This is a genomic window from Paracoccus yibinensis, assembly GCF_030846195.1.
Taxonomy (GTDB): domain Bacteria; phylum Pseudomonadota; class Alphaproteobacteria; order Rhodobacterales; family Rhodobacteraceae; genus Paracoccus; species Paracoccus yibinensis.
Window position 1 is genome coordinate 1 of record NZ_JAVCWH010000055.1, and the last position, 2646, is coordinate 2646.

Consider the following 2646-nt stretch of genomic DNA (forward strand, 5'->3'; position numbering starts at 1 on the left):
GCCCCGTGCTGCCGGGCCTGCTGGATCAGATCCCGTCCGATGAACAGGTCGGTACCGTGACCGGCGACGGCGCTTTCGACACTGGGCGTCGCCACACGGCCATCCTGGATCGCGGAGGCACGGCCATCATCCCGATCCGCAGGAACGGCCGCCTGTGGAAGGAGGACTGCCCGCCGCCCGCGCCCGCAACGACATCCTTCGCGCGAGCAAACGCTTCAGTCGGGCCACCTGGAAGCAGTGGTCCGGCTATCACCCCCGAAGTCCACATTCGTGTCGCAATCATGGACCGCTTCAATGCACTCGGCACCGCCGAGATCAAGCGCGTGGCATGAGGTTAGCGGGGTAAGGGGAACTCACCTCAGATGGTGAGTTCTGCAACAATGCCGATCAAGCCCGATCATGCTAACTTCGCTCATTGACGCCTCTAAAAGAGGATCAACACAAATTCACCGTTTCACAAAGAGATCGTCGGGGGAATCTACAGCATCAAAGCCGGACAATGGTTGTCGGAACCGATTAGGCAGGCGGCGGTTCCTTCTCGGCCTCGTTCGGGGCGGTGAAGGGATGGGCCCAAGGGAATGATGGACATGCTCAGCTTTCAGCCGGGCCGGAACTGCTGGCGGGTCGAGACGGCCGAAAGGCTGGCCGTGATCATCGACGGCAAGGCCTATTTCCGTGCCCTGCGCGAAGCGCTGCTGAAGGCGCGGCGGCTGGTCATGATGATTGGCTGGGATTTCGATTTCGAGATCGAGATGCTGCCCGGCGAAAGCGACGCGGACGGGCTGGCGCCCGACGGCTTTCCGAACCGGGTGGGACCGTTCCTGGACGCCATCGTCGATCAGCGCGAAGAATTGGACATCTTTCTGCTGAAATGGAGCGGCGGCGCGTTGATCGCGCCGGGCGGCATCCTCCCCGCCCTGCAGGTCAAGCTGATGTCGCCCGACCAGATTCACTTGGCTTTCGACGGGCGTCACCCGCTTGGCGCCTGCCATCACCAGAAGATCGTCGTCATTGATGACAGCTTGGCCTTCTGTGGGGGCATCGACGTGACCGATGGCCGCTGGGACGACCGCGATCACCTGGACGAAAACCCGCTTCGCTGCCTGAAGAACGGCACTTGCGCCCCGCCTTGGCACGATGCCTCGGCCGTGATGTCGGGACCGGCGGCTGCGGCGCTATCCGAACTGGCCCGCGCCCGCTGGGGACGCGCCCATGATGCCGAGGTGGGCGAGGAGTTCCGGCCCGGCGCCGATATCTGGCCCGACAGTATCGAGTCCGCCTTCCACGACATTCCCGTGGCTATCGCCCGCACCGCGCCGCCCGAAGCGAACCGGGCCATCACCCAGGAAATCGAGGATCTGTATCTGGATTCCATCGCCGGGGCGCGCCACAGCATCTATATCGAATCGCAGTATTTCTGCGCTGATCGCATCACCCGCGCCATTGCCCGGCGGCTATCGGAACCCCATGGTCCCGAAATCGTCGTCATCAATCCCCATGCCGCCTTGGGTGCCATCGAAGACCAGGCCATGCATGTCACTCGCAGCCGGATGGTAAGGCAGTTGCGCGCCCAGGATCGGTATGGCCGGTTTCGCATTCTCTATCCCGTGACCGACAGCGACCAGCCGATCTATGTCCATGCCAAGATCATGATCGTGGACGATCTGCTGCTGCGCATCGGATCCAGCAACATCGACCGCAGGTCCATGGGATTCGACACGGAGTGCGACGTGGCGATCCAGGCCCCTGATCAGGCAACGCGCGCGCTTATCCGCGATTTCCGCGACGAATTACTGGCCGAACACCTGGGCCTTCCCACAGCCGAGGTGACGGCCCGGATCGCCCGGCAGGGCAGTCTTGTGGCGGCGATCGACGCGCTGTGCCGTCCGCAGGGGCGCAGCCTGCGCCCCCTGCCCCTCCGTCGAGAAACCTGGCTGGGAAGCCTTCTGGCCGACACCCGTTTCTTCGATCCCCGCTATCGCCGCAGCGCACAGGCCCGGACCGGGATCACCGCGCGTCATCTGCTGATTGGATCCGCGATCGTGGCCGGCACGGCTTTGGTATGGCGGCGCAGACAGCAGGCTGATTGACCCCTCGGAGGAACAAGCCGACACATTCGGCTGAAATTTACCTTTCCTCTTTCGTCGGCTGATGATGTGACCGCTCCCCTTTATGGATCGTTGCAGACCCACCCTGGCACATCAGATGCCGTCGGGGGACGGTCACATCATCAAAGCCGGTGCATGGTGCCAACGGCGCGAGGAGGGCTGTTCTACGCAAAAGGATACGGCGTACTCAGGTGCTGGAGTTATTCTGCCGACTGCTCTCTTGCATTTTGGCGATGAAGACCTGTGGCGACCCGGATTTTTGGGCTTGAGACCGCGTGAATCCTGCAGCAGGCCGAGTTTTGTTCTGCAACAATGCCCAGCAGACCTCGCACGGCGACTGAAGCAGAAGCAGATTACGCAAAAACCAACGTTTTGCGCGCACCACGGTGATCCGACCACACATTCCATGAACATCCGACCGGGCATTCCACGACCATCCGACCACCCGTTCCAGCCGCATCCGACCAGGCTGAGCTGAGCGGGTTCCGTCACGCGGGGCGGGTCTGAGGCAGACCACCTGCGCTACCCAGAAGCTGTT

The 2646-nt window shown here is 62.6% G+C and carries 2 protein-coding genes and 1 pseudogene; 2 read left to right on the plus strand and 1 reads right to left on the minus strand.

The window, feature by feature from the left end:
* Nucleotides 1-253, plus strand: a pseudogene (locus RAH32_RS21355) (transposase); the annotation flags it as partial.
* A gap of 334 nt (nucleotides 254-587) precedes the next feature.
* Entirely contained in the window at nucleotides 588-2090 is a 1503-nt protein-coding gene (locus RAH32_RS21360; protein WP_306610399.1) for a phospholipase D-like domain-containing protein, read from the plus strand.
* Between the two features lie 205 nt (nucleotides 2091-2295).
* On the opposite strand, the gene RAH32_RS21365 is transcribed toward RAH32_RS21360, so the two are convergent.
* The coding region (locus RAH32_RS21365; protein ID WP_306610400.1) for a hypothetical protein at nucleotides 2296-2646 on the minus strand (351 nt) is incomplete at its 5' end.